Origin of the sequence: Arthrobacter sp. UC242_113 (genome assembly GCF_044054585.1) — a bacterium.
GTDB lineage: Bacteria > Actinomycetota > Actinomycetes > Actinomycetales > Micrococcaceae > Arthrobacter.
Map to the genome: position 1 here is coordinate 2,309,013 of NZ_CP171968.1, position 16,697 is coordinate 2,325,709.

Below are 16,697 nucleotides of genomic sequence, written 5' to 3' on the forward strand. Positions count from 1 at the left end.
GTTGCCGGCGGCCGCAGGTCAGTTTCCGGCGTAGGGCGAAACCACGACGTCGACCCGCTGGAACTCCTTGAGGTCCGAATAGCCGGTGGTGGCCATGGAGCGGCGGAGCGCGCCGATCAGGTTGGAGGTTCCATCGGTGTGGTGGCCCGGCCCGAAGAGCACCTCTTCCAGCGGACCGACAGTTCCGATGTTGACCCTGTCGCCGCGGGGCAGTTCCAGGTGGTGCGCTTCCTGGCCCCAGTGCCAGCCCTTGCCGGGGGCCTCTTCCGCCCGGGCGAGGGCGGTGCCCAGCATGACGGCGTCGGCGCCCATGGCGATGGCCTTGACGATGTCGCCCGAGGTGCCCATGCCGCCGTCGGCAATCACGTGGACGTAGCGTCCGCCGGACTCATCCATGTAATCGCGGCGGGCGGCGGTCACGTCCGAGATGGCGGAGGCCATGGGCGAGTGGATGCCGAGGGCGCGGCGGGTGGTGGTGGTGGCACCGCCGCCGAATCCGACCAGGACGCCGGCCGCGCCGGTACGCATGAGGTGCAGTGCGGGCGTGTAGCCCGCGGCGCCGCCCACGATGACGGGGACGTCGAGTTCGTAGATGAACTGCTTGAGGTTCAGCGGTTCGTGGTCCTTGGAGACGTGCTCGGCGGACACAGTGGTTCCGCGGATCACGAAGATGTCGACGCCGGCGGCCACCACGGTCTTGTAGTGTTCCTGCGTGCGCTGCGGCGTCAGGGACCCGGCCACCGTGATGCCTGCAGCGCGGATTTCGGCCAGGCGCGAGGTGATCAGCTCAGGCTGGATGGGTGCCTTGTACAGCTCCTGCATCCTGCGGGTGACGGCAGGGCTGTTGGTTTCGTCCGCCAGAGAGCCGATCTCGTCCAGCACGGCCTGCGGGTCCTCGTACCGGGTCCAGAGGCCCTCGAGGTCCAGGACGCCCAGTCCGCCGAGCTTGCCGAGCGCGATGGCCGTCGCCGGGGACATGGCGGAATCCATCGGGGCCGCGATAACCGGCATGTCGAACTTGTAGGCATCGATCTGCCACGAGACGGAGACGTCCTTGGGGTCACGGGTGCGACGGTTGGGGACGATCGCAATGTCGTCCAGGGAGTAGGCACGACGCCCACGCTTGCCACGGCCAATCTCAATCTCGTAAGTCACTGCTCTAGGTTATCCCAGCTACAGTGGCCGAATGGGCGGACGCTGGGTCTTCGACGGCCACATCGCAGGCATCGGGACCGGCTCCGGCCTGCGCGCAGTGGTGGGGATCTGGCAGGAATCGCCCTTCGGTCCGTTCGCGGACGTCATGGTCCAGCTGCCGTCGGGGCGGCGGATACTGCTGGCCCCTGCTGAGAAGGTAGCCGAGTTCATCGCCGCCACCTACAGCTTCGAGGAGGTCCGCGTCGGGGAAGTCTCTGCCGTGCTGGCAGGGCAGACGTTGACGGTCGACGCCGGCCCACTGGCTCTCCAGGCAAGCATCGGCGGCAGGGCCCTCCTTGGTTGGCTGCTGCGGACAGTGCCCCGGCCGCTTGCCGTCCACACCCGCTGGCTGACCGCAGTCAGCCCGCTCGTGGCTGCAGCCAGCCCCGGAACCCGGACCTTCGGCACGGCGGGGAACGGCAGGCTGGAGCATTACGGGGTGAGCGACCTGCACCACGTCAGCTCCGCCGTGGTCAGCTGGGAAGGCGAGGACACCGGACCGCTGTCCCCCATCACCCCGCCGGTGACATTCGGGTTCAGCAGCGTACCGCCGCGGCCCAGCCTCGCCCGGGTCCGCACCACGGTAGTGGAAAGCCTCAGATCCCGCCGGCCTCTGGGCCCACGCCAGTAGGGTTCCCTGGCCGAACTTGTGAGGCTAGGGGGCTGGTGGGGACGCTGAGCTGGGACTCAAACATCCGGAAGTAGCGGCCGCGGAGCGCCACCAGTTCGCGGTGCGTGCCCTGCTCCACGATCCGGCCGTCCTCCAGCATGTACACGATGTCCGCCTTCTCGATCGTGGCGAGCCGGTGGCTGATGGCGATGATGGTGCTGCTGCGCTCGGCGAACAGCCGGGTGAAGATGCGGTGCTCCGCCAGCGCGTCGATGGCTGACGTGGGCTCGTCCATGACCATGAAGGATGCGTTCCGGTAGAAGTTCCGTGCCATGGCCAGCCGCTGCCACTGCCCGCCGCTCAGTCCGCTCCCCTTCCGGCCGCGCGGATCCTCCATCCAGTTGCTGACGTGGTTGTCCAGGCCGCTGGGCAGTTTGTTGATGAAGTCCAGCGCCTCTGCATCAGCGGCCGCTCGGCTGATCCGCTCGTCATCCCGCGGCGAGTCGACGTCGCCGAAGAGGATGTTTTCGGCTGCGGTTGCGAACTCGTACTTGAGGAATTCCTGGCTCAGCACCGCCAGGTGGCGGTGCCAAGAGGTGACGTCGACGGCGGCGAGGTCCACGCCGTCGAGCATCACCTGGCCGGAATCCGGGCGGTAAAGCCCGGCCAGGATGCGGATCAGCGTCGACTTTCCGGCGCCGTTCTCCCCCACGATGGCGATGTGCTGGCCCTCGCGGATGGTCATGCTGATCCCGCGGATCACTTCGATGTCGCTGCCGGTGTACGTGAAGCGGATGTCCCGCAGCTCCACCGTCTTTGGCGCCTCCAGCAGCGGGGGTGCGTGGCTGGAGTGCACGGGCAGTGCCATGAACAGCTCATAGTCCTTGAGGTTGGCGAGGTCCTCATCGATCGAGCTGAGCGAGGACACCAGGCTGTTCGCCGTGGACAGAGCCCGGCTGACGATCTGCTGGACGTAGAGGAACTGCCCCACTGGCTGGGCGCGGGCGATGATCTGGCCCACCACCCAGATGAGCGAGACAACCTCCGCGGCATATTGCAGGGCATCGGCCGCCAGCTGCTTGGGGATGTACCGCTTCTGGAAGTCCAGCCGGCGCTTCTCGTCCGCGTCCCGGAGCCGGGAGCGCAGCCCCATGAGGTACCCGACGATCCCGTACAGGCGCATCTCGGCAATGTGCTGGGGCCGGAGCAGGTTGGTCTCGATCATCCGCCGCTGACGGCGCGAATCCACCTGGGTGTTCCAGTGCGCGATCTGCTCGCGGGACAGCTTGAACTGCAGGTAGACGCTGGGAACGATGGCGACCAGCACGATCACGGCGATCCACCAGCTCACCAGCAGCAGCGCACCGATGGCCAGGATCACGGACACCAGCTGGGTGAAGATGGCCGCGATCCGGTCCAGGACCCTGGCATAGGAATCGGAGAACCGCTTAGCGCGGTCGTAGAGGTCCACCGTTTCCTTGTCGTCGTAACGCCAAAAGTCCAGGGCAAGGAACCGCTCGTACATCAGGTCCCCCACGATGGCACCCACCCGGAAGCTCATCAGCTGCTGGATGTAGCGGTCCACGCTGCCGAAGGCACCCCAGAACAGGCCGAGGGCGGCAGTGATGATCACGTACACGATGGCCTGCTGCCCGGCTGCGGCGTCCCCGGTGTAGGCTGCGGCCAGCGCGGTGGTGGTCAGGCCGGCGAAGTACGTGGTGACCAGTGGCAGCACCGCCGAGATCAGCGATCCGGCCACCTTCATGAGCACGGCACCCGGCGACGCGCGGAAGCTGACGCGGAGCACCTGTGCCACGGCACGGGCGTAGGGCCTCAGTGCCAGCCGCCGCTGGGGTTCCCTTTTCGGGTTCAGTTCGGCGGGATGGCGTGGTTGGGACATGGCTCCAGCCTAGTCCCGGCACTGACACGCATGAGTCGGTGCAAACGACGACTGGCCGCCGGGAAGTATCCCGGCGGCCAGTCAGCGGGTGGTGGTTAGCGCGAACCGTAGTTCGGCGCCTCGACGGTCATCTGAATGTCGTGCGGGTGCGATTCCTTCAAGCCGGCCGGGGTGATCCGGACGAATTTGCCGCGGGCCTTCAGCTCGGGCACGGTGGGAGCGCCGGTGTAGAACATGGTCTGGCGGAGGCCGCCCACCAGCTGGTACGCCACGGAAGCCAGCGGTCCACGGTAGGCCACGCGGCCCTCAATGCCCTCGGGGATGAGCTTGTCATCGCCGGAGACGTCGGCCTGGAAGTAGCGGTCCTTCGAGTAGGACGTGTTCTTGCCGCGCGACTGCATGGCGCCGAGGGAGCCCATGCCGCGGTAGCTCTTGAACTGCTTGCCGTTGACGAAGATGAGCTCACCCGGGGACTCGTCACAGCCGGCCAGCAGGGAGCCGAGCATCACGGTGTCGGCACCGGCCACCAGCGCCTTGCCGATGTCGCCCGAGTACTGGAGCCCGCCGTCGGCGATCAGCGGAACGCCGGCCGGAATGGCGGCCTTGGCCGATTCGTAGATGGCGGTGATCTGCGGAACGCCCACACCGGCCACCACGCGGGTGGTGCAGATGGAGCCCGGGCCGACGCCCACCTTGATGCCGTCGGCACCGGCGTCGATCAGCGCCTGTGCGCCTTCGCGGGTGGCGGCCTGGCCGCCGATGATGTCCACGTGCGCGGCGACCGGATCGGACTTCAGGCGGCGGATCATGTCCAGCACACCCTGCGAGTGGCCGTTCGCGGTGTCCACGAAGAGCGCGTCAACGCCGGCGTCCACCAGCTTCATGGCACGCTCCCAGCCGTCACCGAAGAAGCCGATGGCGGCACCGACGCGCAGCCGGCCTTCGTCGTCCTTCGTGGCGAGCGGGTACTGCTCGGCCTTGGTGAAGTCCTTGGTGGTGATGAGGCCCTTCAGGCGGCCCTGCTCGTCCACGAGCGGCAACTTCTCGATCTTGTTGGTGGCCAGCTTGTGCGAGGCCTCGTCGCGGCTAATTCCGACGTGGCCGGTGACAAGCGGCATCTTGGTCATGACGTCGCTGACCAGGCGGATCGGGAAGTCGGATTCCGGCACGAAGCGGGTGTCGCGGTTGGTGACAATGCCGAGGAGGCGGTTGCCGTCGTCGACCACGGGCAGGCCGGAGACGCGGTAACGGGCACACAGCTCGTCGAGTTCCAGCAGCGTGGCCTCGGGACCGATGGTGAGCGGGTTGGTGATCATGCCCGACTCGCTGCGCTTGACGCGGTCCACCTGGTCGGCCTGGTCATCGATCGAGAGGTTGCGGTGGACCACGCCGAGGCCGCCCTGGCGGGCCATGGCGATGGCCATCCGGGATTCGGTGACGGTGTCCATGGCCGCGGACAGCAGCGGCGTCTGGACGGTGATGCGCTTGGAGATCCGGGAGGACGTGTCCGCCTCGGAGGGGATCACGTCGGTGTGGCCGGGAAGCAGCAGGACGTCGTCGTACGTCAGGCCGATGAAGCCGAAGGGGTCGTGCTCGGGCTGGGTCATGAGTGCGCCTCTTACCTTGGTTTACAGGTTCACGGGTAGGGGTTGCAGCCGATGACCAGCCCGTCATTACGGGACTGGCCTGTGCAGAAGTATTGAATAAATTCTAGAACCTCTGCGGCGATCCCCATATTCCGGAACGGCATTGTGAGCAAAGGCACGGCCGAGGCACTATTTCCAGCCGGTTGCCCTCAGCAGCCGCTTCTCGAACATCGGAATCATGGACTGGACGTAGGTCTTGGTGAGGTGGTTGTCGTCCTTGTAGACGTAGATGTTGCCCACAACGGCCGGGCAGATGCCGCCCGCGCAGATGAAGTCGCTCATGTCCATCAAGTGCAGCCCGTCCACCTTGCCCCGGTACGCGTCCAGCGGCGATTTGGCGGCAAGTGACTCGCCGAGCGGCGGGTTGCATTCGGGGGCGTCGGTGCCGTACTTCTGGACGCATTCGGGCATGTTGACGGCGAAGCGCGGGTTGTCCCGGACGCCCACCACGTCAATTCCGGCGTCGGTGAACTGCTTGATGCCGTCCAGGTAGCCGGGCACCTCGGTTTCGAACGGGGCTTCCTTGTGCGTGAGGGATGCCACGGTGAACACCGCGTCCGGCTTGTGTTCCATGACGTACGCGGCACTGGCCTTGTTGAAGGCGTTGCAGTCGGCGTCGCGTTCCGGGGATTCGGCGCCGAACCGGCAGTTCCCCTTCAGGAGGGTGACCACCTCCCAGCCATGGTCCCTGGCGATGGGGCCGAGCGCGGCCATGTACTGCTGCGCATGGGAATCGCCAAGCACCACAATCCGCTTGGTGACCTTGCCCGGCTTGCTGTTCTGCAGGCAGCCGTTGAGCAGCGGGTCGCTCGGAACATTTTCGTCGGTGCACAGCCCGTCGATGTCCGCCCACTCGTTTTTCATGGCGGCAGGCGCCGGGATCACGGTGGCTTCCGGCGTCGCCTTGCCGGCGTTCTCCGGTGCCAGCGCGGCCGCACCCGGGGTCAGCTCGCGCGGCTGCGCGGCTGCTGCCGCTTCCTCTGCGGTCAGCTTGGTCTGCCACACCGCGACAGGCCCGGCCAGCAGGGCGCCGCAGGCAACAATCACGACGGCGGTGCGCCAGGCCCGCAGTTGCGGCCAGTGCCATTCGCGCAGGGGCTTTTCCACGAAGCGGGTGGTGAGCACGGCCAGCACCACGGAACCGGCCACTATGGCGAGGCCCTGGACCAGGTTGGGCTTTTCGATGCCGGTGGCCGCAAGTGACAGGACCAGGACCGGCCAGTGCCAGAGGTAAAGGGCATAGGAGTTGTCGCCCAGCCCGACCAGCGGCTTTGCCGTCAGGAGCCTGTCCACCCCGAACCGGCTGCCGCTTCGGCCGGCGACAATGATGGCGGCCGCGGCCAGGGTGGGCCACAGCGCAATGAAGCCCGGGAAGGAGCGGTCAACGGTGAGCAGCAGCCCGCAGGAGATCATGGCGGCGAGCCCGGCCCACCCCAGCACAACGCGCAGCGCCTTCCCCGGTTTCAGGTAGGGCAGCGCCAGTGCCAGCAGTGATCCCAGTGCGAACTCCCACAGCCGGGTCCGCGTATCGAAGTAGGCGTAGGCCTGGTTGCTGGCCGTCTGGTCGATGGAGTACGCCAGAGAAGCGATGAAGATGCCGCCGAAGGCAACCATCAGGACGGTCCGGTAGCTGACGCCCCGGCGGGCCCGCAGCAGCCGCCACACCAGGGCGGAGCCGGCGAAGATGAGGGGCCAGAGAATGAAGACCTGGCCCTGGATGGACAGTGACCAGAAGTGCTGGAGGGGGCTGGCTCCGGAGTGGTCCTGCGCGTAGTAATCCACTGCTGTGTTGGCCAGCAGCCAGTTCTGCCCGTAGAGGAGGGACGCCCAGGCCTCGTTGAGGACGTCGGGCCAGCGGCTCTGCGGCAAAACCAGCCAGGTTCCGGCCAGCACGCCCAGGATCACCACGACGGCGGCCGGGATCAGCCGCTTGAAGAGGTGCAGCCAGTGGCTTACAAGGCGCAGCGGCGTGCCCTTTTCCACCTTGCGGACGAAGGACATGGTCAGCAGGAACGCCGAGATGAGGAGGAAGATATCCACGCCGCCGGACACCCGGCCAAGCCACACGTGGTACGTGACCACCATGAGCACTGCGAGGGCACGAAGGCCCTGGACCTCGGGACGGTAGCCTGGTTTGGCCTTCAGCCGGGCAGCCCGCGGCCCTTGGGTGTGTTCCTTGGTTTCTGGCACAGATAACCCCTCAAACGGCAGCACAAAGTAACCACGTTACCGTTTCGTGATTTTTCAGACCAAATCAAACGCCCCGGATGTGACCCGCGTCTCAGCACGGCGGATTCGGGTTTCCTGGGCACTATAGAGTCGGTGCCTGAGGGAATTTGGTGCGTTGATTGGAGTGTCAGGTGATCGTCCAGATGCGGATTTGCATACCAGCCGATCTGACCACCCTCGTGGCAGACCTGTGCCAGCAGCAGGCTGGTACGGCCGAGGTCGCACTGCACACAGGTGCCTCGATCCTTCCCAAAGGCGACGTGGTCCTGGTGCACGTTGCCCGGGAATCGGTGGAGGAGCTGATGGAGAAGCTGCGCGCCCTAAACGTTGAGAGCCTCGGTTCAATTGCCCTCACAGCTCCTGACCTGGTTCTTTCCGACAGGGCCGACAAGGCCGAGGAGAGCGCTCCCGGAGAAGGCGCCGACACGGTCATCTGGGACGAGGTGTCGCGGCAGACCGGTGAGGAGTCCCGGCTCAGCTGGACCCTCCTGTCGTTCCTTGTGCTGGCCACCCTGCTCGCTGCAATCGGCATCGTCACGGACTCCACCATCGCCATCGTCGGTGCCATGGCCGTGGGGCCCGAGTTCGGACCGCTCGCTGCACTGGCGGTTGCCGTGGTGCGCCGGAGCTGGAGGCTCGGCGGCCGCGCGGCGGTTGCCCTGAGTGTGGGCTTCCCCGCAGCAATGCTGATCACAGCGCTGATCACCTGGCTGGCACTGCCCCTGGGCCTCTTTCCGCGGGACGCGCTGGACCGGGCCTCGGCGGCCGAATTCATCTACCACCCGGGACCGTTTTCCCTGATCGTGGCCGTCCTCGCCGGTGCCGCCGGGATGCTTTCGGTCATCAGCGGGCGCTCGGCCGCCCTGATCGGCGTCTTCATTTCAGTGACCACCGTGCCCGCGGCCGGCTTCGTAGCCGTGGCGCTGGTCCTCGGCGAATTCAGCAAGGCGGCCGGGTCGGCCCTGCAGCTGATGCTGAACCTCGGCGGCATCGTGGCTGCTGCCGTCGCGGTCCTGTACTTTTACCGGCTGGTCACCAAACGGCTTCCCGACGGCGACGCACTCCGACTGCGGCGGCGGGCCATTCGCGCCCGGCGCTAGCACGGGGCCATAACGCCAGGTACCAGGCGCGAGGAGAACGCAAAGAAGGCCCGTCCAGCAGCTGCTGGACGGGCCTTCCTGTGAAGCGGCGAGAGCAGGCTGCAGCCTAGTGGCTGTGGCCTGCGTGCTCGTCTTCCTCGGCCGGCTTCTCAGCCACGAGGGTTTCGGTGGTGAGCACCAGCGCAGCGATGGAGGCTGCGTTGCGAAGAGCGGCACGGGTGACCTTGACGGGGTCAATGACGCCCGCCGCGATCAGGTCCTCGTACTCGCCGGACTTGGCGTTGAAGCCGTGGTTGTTGTCCTGCTCCGCAACCCGGGCGGTCACAACGTAGCCGTCGTGGCCGGCATTCTGGGCGATCCAGCGCAGCGGCTGGACCAGTGCACGGCGGACGATGCCGACGGCGGCAGCCGCGTCACCTTCGAGTGCCGTGACGGCCGGGTCCTCGTCGAGTGCCTTCAGCGCGTGGATGAGGGCGGAACCGCCACCGGCCACGATGCCTTCTTCGAGGGCGGCGCGGGTGGAGGACACTGCATCTTCGATGCGGTGCTTCTTTTCCTTCAGCTCAACCTCGGTGGCTGCGCCGACCTTGATAACGCCGATGCCGCCGGCCAGCTTGGCCAGGCGCTCCTGCAGCTTTTCCCGGTCCCAGTCGGAATCGGTGCGGGTCAGCTCGGCGCGCAGCTGAGCAACGCGTGCTGCAACGTCCTCGGCCGAACCTGCGCCGTCGACGATGGTGGTGTTGTCCTTGGTCACCGTGATGCGGCGGGCAGTACCCAGCACCTCGAGGCCAACGGAGTCCAGGCTCAGGCCCAGTTCCGGGGACACAACCTGGGCGCCGGTCAGCGTGGCGATGTCCTGCAGCATGGCCTTGCGGCGGTCGCCGAAGCCCGGAGCCTTGACGGCAACCACGTTCAGGGTGCCGCGGATGCGGTTGACGATCAGCGTGGACAGGGCCTCGCCGTCCACGTCCTCGGCGATGATGAACAGCGGCTTGGAGCTCTGCAGCGCCTTCTCAAGCAGCGGCAGGAATTCCTGCACCGAGGAGATCTTGCCCTGGTTGATCAGGATAAGGGCGTCCTCGAGGACGGCTTCCTGGCGCTCCGTGTCGGTGATGAAGTACGGGGACAGGTAGCCCTTGTCGAACTGCATGCCTTCGGTCAGAACCAGCTCGGTCTGCGTGGTGGAGGATTCCTCGATGGTGATCACACCATCCTTGCCAACCTTGCCGAATGCCTCGGCGAGCAGCTCGCCCACCTCGTCGCTCTGGGCGGAGATGGCGGCAACGTTGGCCACCTGGGTGCCCTCGACGGGACGGGCGTTCTCCAGCAGGCGTGCTGCGATGGCCTCGACCGAGACCTCGATGCCGCGCTTGATCTGGCCAGGAGCGGCACCGGCGGCAACGTTGCGCAGGCCTTCCTTGACCAGTGCCTGGGCGAGCACGGTTGCGGTGGTGGTGCCGTCACCGGCGACGTCGTTCGTCTTGGTGGCGACTTCCTTGGCCAGCTGGGCGCCAAGGTTCTCGTACGGGTCGTCCAGTTCGACTTCCCGGGCGATGGTCACGCCGTCGTTAGTGATGGTGGGGGCGCCCCACTTCTTGTCCAGCACGACGTTGCGGCCGCGGGGACCAAGCGTCACCTTAACCGTGTTGGCGAGCTTGTCGATGCCGGCTTCGAGCGACCGGCGGGCAGCGTCGTTAAACGCAAGCTGCTTTGCCATGGGTTTGTCCTTTCAAGACAGAACCCCGCGCAGCCGCCCGGTCAGAATGAAATCAGACGCGGGCAGCGGCACGGGGATCCAAAGAGTTACTTTACGACGATCGCCAGAACGTCGCGGGCGGAGAGCACGAGGTACTCAGTGCCGCCGGTCTTGACTTCGGTTCCGCCGTACTTGGAGTAGATGACGACGTCGCCAACGGCTACGTCGACCGGTACGCGGTTGCCGTCTTCGAAGCGGCCGGGGCCCACTGCGACAACTTCGCCTTCCTGCGGCTTCTCCTGGGCGGAGTCCGGGATGACCAGGCCGGAAGCCGTGGTCTGCTCGGCTTCGAGCGGGCGGACAACAATACGATCCTCAAGAGGCTTAATAGAGACCGACACTCGGACCTCTCCTTTTCGTCAAAATTCATGGACAGTAAAAACTGTTGCGCCGTGGCGGCAGACCGTCGTCGCGGTGCCGGCAGCAGCCAGGCTGGCAGCTCTTCGTGTGTTAGCACCCTCCTAGGGAGAGTGCTAATGATGACTCTATGTAAGGGGTTAGCACTCGGTCAAGGTGAGTGCCAGAATTTCATCTCCCGTAACCCGCCCGGACCCTTAGTTCAGCGCCCGGCGAGGTCGTCGAACCCCAGGTCCTCGCCGCCGTCGGCGTCTTCGTCCCCCGCTTTCCGCTGTTCGCGGACAAGCATGGCGGCGGCCGCTGCCGCGGCCAGCACCGACACGATGAGCACCACGATGCCGCCAACGCGCGCCCCCATGTACAGGTCCCGGATCTGCCGGGCCTCCTCGGTGGCGTCGCTGATGTTCTTGCCGCCCACCGAGTAGACAGTGGCATTGAAGGAGTCCAGCAGGAAGATGATCACCAGCAGGACAAGACAGACGACGGCGACGACGGCTCCGGCGATCAGCACCGGGCGTGCGTATCGGACCAGGCGGCTGTGCTGCGCCGGGGCGGGGCTGGTGCTTTCGGGCTGACCTGAGTCGGACTGACCAGGGGTTGGCGTTTCGCTGGATTCCATTCGGACCACCCTATCGGGAAGAGCACGCCGATCGGGAAGAGCACGGGCAGCGGCTCCACTAGGCTTGATCCCATGTCTGAAGCACCGCAGGACCAGATCGCCCCGCTCCTCACCGAAGAAGGATGGGAGCTGCTGGCCTCGCTCGGACCCTACCGGGAAGACGACTCCTTCAGCCTCAACTCAAGCCTCCGCAAGGCCGGCCATTCCCCCGAACTCGTGTCCGCCGTCCTGACGCAGTCACGGCTCCGGACCAGGGCCGAGGCCAAGTTCGGCGAGTTCGCCCGGCAGATGCTCTTCACCCAGGCCGGCCTGGAACAGGCCACCCGGTTCAACGTGGCGGCGCGGCACGCGCAGCGCTTTGCCCAGGCCGGCGTCCGCCACGTCGCCGATCTTGGCTGCGGCCTCGGCGCGGATGCCATGGCCCTGGCGTCGCTGGACATCGCCGTGACCGCCGTGGAGGTCGACGAGACCACGGCCGCCTGCGCCACCATCAACCTCATTCCGTTTCCGCACGCCACGGTGGTCCATTCGGACGCAACGTCGGTGGAACTGGAGGAAGGGTCCGGCGTCTGGCTGGACCCCGCCCGGCGCACCACCACCACATCCGGCACCAAACGGATCTGGGACCCCGAAGCGTTCTCTCCCCCGCTGTCCTTCGTGGAGTCGCTGGCCGCCGCCGGGCGCGCCGTCGGCGTCAAAATGGGGCCCGGCATGCCGCACGAGTCGGTGCCTGCCGGCTGCGAGGCACAGTGGGTCTCGGTAGGCGGCGACGTCACGGAAGTCACGCTCTGGTTCAACGCCGTGGCCCGCCCGGGAATCCGCCGGGCCGCCCTGGTCATCGGTGCCGGCGGCGCCGCCGAACTCACCAGCGGGGAGGAGTTCGACGCCGGACCCGTCGCCCCCGTGGGCCCGGTGGAGGGTTTCCTGTACGAGCCGGACGGCGCCGTCATCCGCGCCGGGCTCGTGGCCGACCTGGCCCTGGACCTGGGCGGCCACCTCGTGGACGAGCACATCGCCTACATCTGCGCCCCGGAGCTGGTGGACACTCCGTACGCCCGGGCCTACCGGGTCCTGGAGGTCATGCCGTTCAACGTCAAGGCGCTCAAGGCCTGGGTCCGGGAGAACGGCGTCGGCGTGCTGGACATCAAGAAGCGGGGCACGTCCGTCACCCCGGAGGAGCTCCGCAAGCAGCTGCTGCCGCCAGGCAAGGGCGCGGGTAAGGCCGGCGGCAAGGGCGAAGGCAAAAAGACAGCCACCCTGGTCCTCACCCGGATCGGGGAGGAAAGAGTGGCTGTCTCCGTGGAGCCCGTGTAGCCGCTGGCTGCTACAGGACTTACTGGGCGCGGACGAATGCCTCGGCATCCCGGATCTGCTCGTCCGTGGGCCGGATGCCCGTGTACAGCACAAACTGCTCCAGCGCTTGGATCGTGGCAACCTCGGCGCCGGTGATGACCTGCTTGCCGGCCGCCCGCGCCGCCTTGATGAGCGGCGTTTCCGCGGGCAGTGCCACGACGTCGAAGACGATCCTGGCGGCTTCGATGGTTTCGGCGGGGAAGGACAGCGCGTCCGCCTCCGGCCCCCCGGCCATCCCCACGGGCGTGACGTTGATGACCATGTCCGCAGTTGCCTCCGCACCCGTGCCCAGCTCCCCGCGCCAGCCAAAGCCGTAGAGATCGGCGAGCGCCCGGCCGTTTGCTTCGTTGCGGGCGATGATGGTCACGTCCTTGAACCCCGCGTCGCGCAGGGCCGCGGCCGTGGCCTTGGCCATGCCGCCGGCGCCCTTGAGCAGCACCGAAGACTCCGAAGGCACGGCGTTGCGCTGCAGCAGCTGCTCGATCGCCGTGTAGTCCGTGTTGTACGCGGTCAGGTGCCCGCCGTCATTGACGATGGTGTTGACGGAATCGATGGCCTTGGCCGAAGGGTCCATGGCGTCCACCAGGGCGATCACGTCCTCCTTGTAGGGCATGGAGACGGCGCAGCCCCGGATCCCCAGGCCGCGGACGCCCGCGATCGCCTGGGCCAGGTCGGTGGGCGCGAAGGCCTTGTAGATCCAGTTCAGGCCCAGCTGGTCGTACAGGTGGTTGTGGAAGCGGGTCCCATTGTTGCTCGGCCGGGCCGAGAGGGAGATGCACAGGGTCATGTCTTTATTGAGAATCGGCACCCCTCCATTAAACGGCGGGGCTGGCTTTATTACCGGCAGCTGTCACCTGCAGCCGGTGCCGGGCCGGTATGGTCCGACGGCGGCCGGCAGCTTTCCGGGGGCGGTGGCCTTCCCCGCCAGGACAGCGAGCAGCGCCTTGTACGCTCCGGGCGTGCGGCCGTAGAGGGCGATCTTCGTGGGCGCGACGGACTGCGCCAACGGCCAGGGAGCGTCCAGGGCCACTGCAATGTCGCCCTTCGCGGGTGCACCGCCATAGCCGATGAGCGTGACCAGCGGCCCCGCGCCGAGCGCGATCCCCGCGTCCCTGGCCGCGGCGGCGAAGCGGGCCCGGTCCGCCGCCGTGCCGCCTGCCACCCGCACGTGGCCGGCCACGGAGGCGCCTTTGCACTTGCCCGAGACCACCGTGATGGCCCGGGCAGAGATCTTCGCGGAAAGCGCCTCGCCGGCGCCCGGTCCCGCCGGCGGCTTCGGCTGCGCGCTCCGTCCGCGCCAGATCATCATGGTGACCACCCGGCGGGCCGCCTCCTCGAGGCGTGACACCGGGAGCGTCCCCCCGGTAACGGCCCGGACGACGGCGGCATGCGCGGCGGCGGCGTCCGCCGGCATCAGCAGCAGGTCCGCACCGGCTGCCAGCGCTGCCGGCGCTGCAGAACCGTGGGGATAGCGGTCTGCCACCGCGCCCATGTTCAGCCCGTCCGTGACCGCCACGCCCTTGAAGCCCAGGCCGCGGAGCGCCGTATAGGTCGCCTTCGAGAGGGACGCGGGCACGCCCGGGTCAAGGGCTTGCACTGCAATATGGCCGGTCATGACCATCGGCGCTCCTGCCTTGACCGCGGACTGGAACGGCTTCCAGTCCCGCGCCTTGAGCTGCGCGAGGGTGGCGTTCTGGACCGGGAGCCCCTTGTGGGAATCGGTGGTCACCGAACCGTGCCCGGGAAAATGCTTGACGGTGGGCAGCACGCCGCCGGCCAGCATGCCTGTGGCGAAGCCTGCACTCAGCGATGCTGCGGCACCGGCGTCGGCGGACATGGAGCGCGCGCCGATGGTGGGATCGGCGGGGCCCATCGTGACGTCGGCCGCAGGCGCGAAGTCCACAGTGAAGCCCAGGGGCGCGAGTTCCGCCGCCAGCCCGGTGCCGGCCTCCGCGGCGAGGGGCACGCTGCCGGCGGCGCCGTAGCTCATGGGGGTGGGCCAGCGGGTCAGCGGGGCGCCGACGCGGCTCACTGCTCCGCCTTCCTGGTCAACGCCGATCAGGCCGGGCCAGGTGCGGCCGCCGGAGCGGGACGCATTGTCCAGCCGGCGCGTGACCCCGGCCAGCGCCGGGACGTCCACCAGCCCCGTGGCTGTTCCGGGCACGTTGTCGGCCATGATCATGGAACCGGCAAGGTGGAGCCGTTCCACCGCGGCAGCCTGGGCTTCATGGTCAAGGCCGGTGTAGAAGGGCAGTAGCACCTGCCCGGCCTTCTCCTCCAGGGTCATTTTGGCCACCGCGGCGGCGGCGGCGTCGGCGTCCCGCTGCTGCGGGCCCCAGCCCAGCGCCGCCCTGTCCTTCGGTGCGGGCGCCGCTGCGGACGGGGCCGGACTCTGTGTAGTCATCTGGGGCGAACCGGAGCGCGGTGAAGAACCCTGTGCCGCCTGCGGTGAGCCGGAAGCGGAAGCCGCGGGCGCCGTCGTCGTACCCTGTCCTGGTTCGGGTGCTGCCGGCGTGCACGACGCAACTGCGAACAGCGCCGCGAGCGCTGCCGCAGACGCCGCCCGTGCGTCACGCGCAGGTGCAGTGCCAGGACGTTTTCTGGGGAAATTGGGGCGGCTGGTGGTGTGAACACTCTCACGCGCCCTGTGTAGCCAAGCCATCACTTCGATGCTACCCCTGCACTAGACTTGGATGACCGTTCCCCTGCCAGCGGTTCGCCAGGAACGGACGGCGACCGGACCCGACGTCATTAGGCCAGCACACAGCGAGGAACACATGAAGATTGATTTCGCTTCATCCAGGCAATCAACTCTTGGTGTGGAATGGGAACTCGCACTGGTGGATGCGCAGACCGGTGAACTGTCGTCGGTGGCCAATGAGGTCCTGCGCGGGGTCGTGGCACGGCACCCTGAGCTGAACGAGGATGACGAGCACCCGCACATCAAGCAGGAGCTGCTCCTTAATACCGTTGAGCTGGTTACCGGCATCTGCGAGACCGCCGCGGAAGCGAAGGAAGACCTCGCCCGTTCCCTGGCTGCCGTCCGTGAGATTACTGACCCCATGGGCGTGGAAGTGTTCTGTGCCGGGAGCCACCCGTTCAGCCCGCCGCAGCTGCAGCCGGTCACGGACAAGGAACGCTACGCCAAGCTGATCGACCGCACGCAGTGGTGGGGCCGGCAGATGGTGATCTACGGGGTGCACGTCCACGTAGGCCTGGACCGGCGGGACAAGGTGCTCCCAGTGCTTGACGGCCTGGTCAACTACTTCCCGCATTTCCAGGCCCTGTCCGCGTCCAGCCCGTTCTGGGGCGGCGAGGACACCGGCTACGCTTCGCAGCGGGCTCTCATGTTCCAGCAACTGCCGACGGCGGGACTGCCCTTCCAGTTCGCCAGCTGGGAAGAGTACGAGTCCTACGTCCAGGACATGTTTACCACCGGCGTGATCGACACCATCTCGGAGATCCGGTGGGACATCCGCCCGGTGCCGGCCCTCGGAACCATCGAGATGCGCATCTGCGACGGCCTGGCCACGCTCGAAGAAGTGGGTGCCGTGGCAGCCCTGACGCAGTGCCTGGTCCACGAGTTCTCCACCATCCTCGACGCCGGCGGCAGCATCCCCACCATGCAGCCATGGCACGTCCAGGAGAACAAGTGGCGGGCAGCCCGCTACGGCATGGACGCGATCATCATCCTCGACGCCGAGGGCAACGAGCAGCTCGTCACCGACCACCTGCTGGAGACGCTCAACCGGCTCGAACCGATCGCCGCGAAGCTGGGCTGCCAGGATGAGCTGGCCGACGTCGAAAAGATCATCAGCCGCGGTGCCGGATACCAGCGCCAGCGGCGTGTGGCCGCCGAAAGCGGCGGAAACCTCCAGGCCGTGGTCCTCGACCTCGTGAAGCAGATGCGGAACGGCCCCACCGCGTAACCCA

13 protein-coding genes are annotated in these 16,697 nt (G+C 67.3%); 4 read left to right on the forward strand and 9 right to left on the reverse strand.

All coding sequences use genetic code 11. From position 1 onward, the window contains the following. Nucleotides 1-18 precede the first annotated feature (18 nt). The gene (locus ACHMXB_RS10435; protein ID WP_395405023.1) at nt 19-1,155 is read right to left on the reverse strand and encodes a GuaB3 family IMP dehydrogenase-related protein; all 1,137 of its coding nucleotides are present in this window, start codon (nt 1,153-1,155) and stop codon (nt 19-21) included. A gap of 31 nt (nt 1,156-1,186) precedes the next feature. Between ACHMXB_RS10435 and ACHMXB_RS10440 the strand changes: the two genes are divergently transcribed. Next, nucleotides 1,187-1,825, forward strand: coding sequence for a hypothetical protein (locus tag ACHMXB_RS10440; RefSeq protein WP_395405025.1), 639 nt, complete (start codon nt 1,187-1,189; stop codon nt 1,823-1,825). Here the strand turns inward: ACHMXB_RS10440 and ACHMXB_RS10445 are convergent. From ACHMXB_RS10445 to ACHMXB_RS10455, 3 genes are all read right to left on the reverse strand, one after another. After that, nucleotides 1,791-3,704, reverse strand: a complete 1,914-nt coding sequence (locus ACHMXB_RS10445; protein WP_395405027.1) for an ABC transporter ATP-binding protein — start codon at nt 3,702-3,704, stop codon at nt 1,791-1,793. The genes ACHMXB_RS10440 and ACHMXB_RS10445 overlap by 35 nt on opposite strands. 95 nt (nt 3,705-3,799) lie before the next feature. Beyond that, entirely contained in the window at nt 3,800-5,311 is a 1,512-nt protein-coding gene (gene guaB / locus ACHMXB_RS10450) for an IMP dehydrogenase (RefSeq protein ID WP_395405029.1), read from the reverse strand. Between the two features lie 168 nt (nt 5,312-5,479). After that, complete coding sequence (locus ACHMXB_RS10455) at nt 5,480-7,540, reverse strand: acyltransferase family protein (RefSeq protein ID WP_395398300.1); 2,061 nt, start codon at nt 7,538-7,540, stop codon at nt 5,480-5,482. 170 nt (nt 7,541-7,710) lie between these two features. Here ACHMXB_RS10455 and ACHMXB_RS10460 point away from each other — a divergent pair, with 170 nt between their 5' ends. Beyond that, nucleotides 7,711-8,679: a DUF389 domain-containing protein gene (locus tag ACHMXB_RS10460; RefSeq protein WP_395398301.1), complete on the forward strand. Its 969-nt coding sequence runs from the start codon at nt 7,711-7,713 to the stop codon at nt 8,677-8,679. 106 nt (nt 8,680-8,785) lie between these two features. Here ACHMXB_RS10460 and groL read toward each other — a convergent pair whose 3' ends face one another. From groL to ACHMXB_RS10475, 3 genes are all read right to left on the reverse strand, one after another. Continuing rightward, the gene (gene groL / locus ACHMXB_RS10465; protein ID WP_395398302.1) at nt 8,786-10,396 is read right to left on the reverse strand and encodes a chaperonin GroEL; all 1,611 of its coding nucleotides are present in this window, start codon (nt 10,394-10,396) and stop codon (nt 8,786-8,788) included. A gap of 86 nt (nt 10,397-10,482) precedes the next feature. Then, nucleotides 10,483-10,776: a co-chaperone GroES gene (gene groES, locus ACHMXB_RS10470; protein ID WP_003805290.1), complete on the reverse strand. Its 294-nt coding sequence runs from the start codon at nt 10,774-10,776 to the stop codon at nt 10,483-10,485. A 218-nt stretch (nt 10,777-10,994) separates the two neighbouring features. Further along, nucleotides 10,995-11,411 carry a hypothetical protein gene (locus ACHMXB_RS10475; protein WP_395398303.1) on the reverse strand — a complete coding sequence of 139 codons (417 nt, stop codon included), beginning with the start codon at nt 11,409-11,411 and terminating at the stop codon, nt 10,995-10,997. 72 nt (nt 11,412-11,483) lie between these two features. Here ACHMXB_RS10475 and ACHMXB_RS10480 point away from each other — a divergent pair, with 72 nt between their 5' ends. Next, entirely contained in the window at nt 11,484-12,725 is a 1,242-nt protein-coding gene (locus tag ACHMXB_RS10480; protein ID WP_395398304.1) for an SAM-dependent methyltransferase, read from the forward strand. A 19-nt stretch (nt 12,726-12,744) separates the two neighbouring features. Here the strand turns inward: ACHMXB_RS10480 and ACHMXB_RS10485 are convergent, their stop codons facing one another. Both ACHMXB_RS10485 and ACHMXB_RS10490 read right to left on the reverse strand, forming a co-directional pair. Continuing rightward, nucleotides 12,745-13,572, reverse strand: coding sequence for a shikimate 5-dehydrogenase (locus tag ACHMXB_RS10485; protein ID WP_395398305.1), 828 nt, complete (start codon nt 13,570-13,572; stop codon nt 12,745-12,747). 42 nt (nt 13,573-13,614) lie between these two features. Continuing rightward, entirely contained in the window at nt 13,615-15,051 is a 1,437-nt protein-coding gene (locus ACHMXB_RS10490) for a glycoside hydrolase family 3 N-terminal domain-containing protein (protein ID WP_395405229.1), read from the reverse strand. 490 nt (nt 15,052-15,541) lie between these two features. On the opposite strand from ACHMXB_RS10490, the gene ACHMXB_RS10495 reads away from it, so the two are divergent. Continuing rightward, on the forward strand, nt 15,542-16,693 hold the full coding sequence (locus ACHMXB_RS10495) for a glutamate--cysteine ligase (RefSeq protein WP_395398306.1): 1,152 nt from the start codon (nt 15,542-15,544) through the stop codon (nt 16,691-16,693). Nucleotides 16,694-16,697 lie beyond the last annotated feature (4 nt).

Bases quoted from the DNA above. Each gene is read 5' to 3' on its own strand.
- ACHMXB_RS10495 (WP_395398306.1), top strand. From the start codon at position 15,542: ATGAAGATTGATTTCGCTTCATCCAGGCAATCAACTCTTGGTGTGGAA.
- ACHMXB_RS10480 (WP_395398304.1), top strand. From the start codon at position 11,484: ATGTCTGAAGCACCGCAGGACCAGATCGCCCCGCTCCTCACCGAAGAA.
- ACHMXB_RS10440 (WP_395405025.1), top strand. From the start codon at position 1,187: ATGGGCGGACGCTGGGTCTTCGACGGCCACATCGCAGGCATCGGGACC.
- ACHMXB_RS10445 (WP_395405027.1), bottom strand. From the start codon at position 3,704: ATGTCCCAACCACGCCATCCCGCCGAACTGAACCCGAAAAGGGAACCC.
- ACHMXB_RS10490 (WP_395405229.1), bottom strand. From the start codon at position 15,051: ATGACCCTGGAGGAGAAGGCCGGGCAGGTGCTACTGCCCTTCTACACC.
- guaB (WP_395405029.1), bottom strand. From the start codon at position 5,311: ATGACCCAGCCCGAGCACGACCCCTTCGGCTTCATCGGCCTGACGTAC.
- groL (WP_395398302.1), bottom strand. From the start codon at position 10,396: ATGGCAAAGCAGCTTGCGTTTAACGACGCTGCCCGCCGGTCGCTCGAA.
- ACHMXB_RS10475 (WP_395398303.1), bottom strand. From the start codon at position 11,411: ATGGAATCCAGCGAAACGCCAACCCCTGGTCAGTCCGACTCAGGTCAG.